This window comes from Vibrio sp. 10N.222.48.A3, assembly GCF_041475345.1.
Classification (GTDB): domain Bacteria; phylum Pseudomonadota; class Gammaproteobacteria; order Enterobacterales; family Vibrionaceae; genus Vibrio; species Vibrio tasmaniensis_A.
This window is the reverse complement of the sequence record NZ_JBFRVX010000202.1, coordinates 1-1,978: the sequence shown is the minus strand read 5'-3', so window position 1 is coordinate 1,978 and position 1,978 is coordinate 1. Positions and strand designations below refer to the sequence as shown.

At 44.0% G+C, this 1,978-nt stretch carries 1 protein-coding gene; it reads right to left on the bottom strand.

The features are described 5' to 3' along the window. Window positions 1–1,632 (bottom strand): extracellular solute-binding protein (locus AB4653_RS07185; protein ID WP_372103683.1); only part of this gene is annotated, 1,632 nt, incomplete at its 3' end. Window positions 1,633–1,978 lie beyond the last annotated feature (346 nt).

Sequence of the window (1,978 nt, the reverse complement as noted above, 5' to 3'; positions counted from 1 at the left end):
AACACCTGCAGTATTGTAAGTAGAATCAATGTAGTTAGAGTTCCAAACGATCATTAAGTTCGGGCTAGGGTAAGGGTTTGCGGAAAATGACGACGACACCATGTCGAAATCACGATCACGCAAGCGCTTGATGTACTGAGTCGTATCGATGGTACGGATCTTCATCTCAATACCCATGCGCTTAAGGTTCTTTTGAACCGGCGTTGCGATACGTTCCGTGGTTGGGCTGTAAATCAGCAACTCAAATGACATCGGCTTGCCGGTCTTTTCGTTGGTCATCACTTTGTCTTTCAATACCCAACCCGCTTCTTTCAGCAGTTTGAAAGCGGTACGCATTTGGCTACGAATACGGCCGCTGCCATCGGTGACTGAAGGTTGGAATTCTTCGGTAAACACTCGCGCTGGAATCTGATCTTTGTACTGAGACAGCAATTCAACTTCAGCTGCGCTTGGTAAGCCTTTCGCTTCATAGTCGGTGTTCTGGAAATAACTACGAGTACGTTTGTACTGACCATAGAACATGTTCTTGTTCATCCACTCAAAGTCCATCGCATAGGTTAACGCTTCTCGAACTTTAGGATCTGAGAACACAGGAGATTGAATATTGAAGACAAAACCTTGAGTCGTTTCAGGCTTCTCATGGTTGATCTCTTCTTTAATGATGTAGCCTTTATCGAAGTTCGCGCCTGTGTAAGAGTTGGCCCAGAACTTAGCCGAGTTCTCGGTTCGAAGATCGAACTCCCCTGCTTTAAAAGCTTCCAACATTACCGTGTCGTCACGGTAGTAATCGTATTGCACTTGCTTGAAGTTATTACGGCCAACGTTGACTGGTAGGTCTGCTGCCCAGTAGTTTTCATCTAGGCCGTAGGTCACACTTTGCCCAGATTTATAGCTAATGATCTTATAGGGACCACTGCCTACTGGTGGCTCACTTAGAGGTTCAGACAGCTTTCTGTCTTTCCAGAAATGCTTCGGCAACACACGAGTGCTTTGCGCAAAGCTAAACAGCTTCTCGCGGTTTGGCTTGTTCATCTCAATTCGAACAACCAAATCAGAGACAGCCGTTACTGATTCAATCTCTTTGTAATACACGCGATACTGAGGCACACCTTCTTTCGAAAACTTGTCAAAGGTGAAGGCAACATCGTGAGCCGTGATTGGTTTACCATCTTGGAATTTAGCATTTGGGTTGATGTTGATTTCCATCCAAGTGAAATCACTGGCGTAGCGAACCTTTGAAGCAATCAATGGATAGTACGCATCAATCTCGTCGCTCGGAGAAAACATCAAGGTATCGTAAATCTCTCCGGTATAACTTGCAGCAACGCCGCGGGAACCGAATCGATTAAAGCTATCGTAGGTACCTATGCTGCCATAGGTCACTTTGCCCTGCTTTGGCGCATCAGGATTAACGTAATCAAAGTGAGTAAAATCGGCTGGATATTTTGCTTCACCAAAACCAACCAATTGTGTGGTTTCAATAACGGTGACAGCAGGAGTTGATTGGGTACCAGAAGCGTAAGTAACGGAGGGGTGTAAAACAATAAGCGGCAGCATAACTGCACAGGACTTTAAATTAGACCTGAAAAACTGAGTGCGCTGCGAGGCTTTGCGTCGAAAAACTGTTCCCATTTGACTCTCCCTTCAAATGTTATGAATTCGATATTCAAGTTGATTAATCGGCTTTGAATGCATGCCGTTAAAACAAGTATAGGTTCAAATCTAACATCATGTAATAACTAATAAAACCATCAGCACTTCATCTCTGACGGTTTATTTACAAATTACTCGTCACCGCTCGAAACTATTGGATGCAGTTAACGCTGATCGCTTTGATTCCTTTAATTAGCTTGGTGGCGTTGGAAAGCACGGAGATTGCTCTAGCGGGAATGACATAAGCCTCCACGGTTTAGATTCGCTTTGATTCGCTTTGAAAGTGAAATTTAGGTTCTAAATAATCAACAATCTATACTTTACT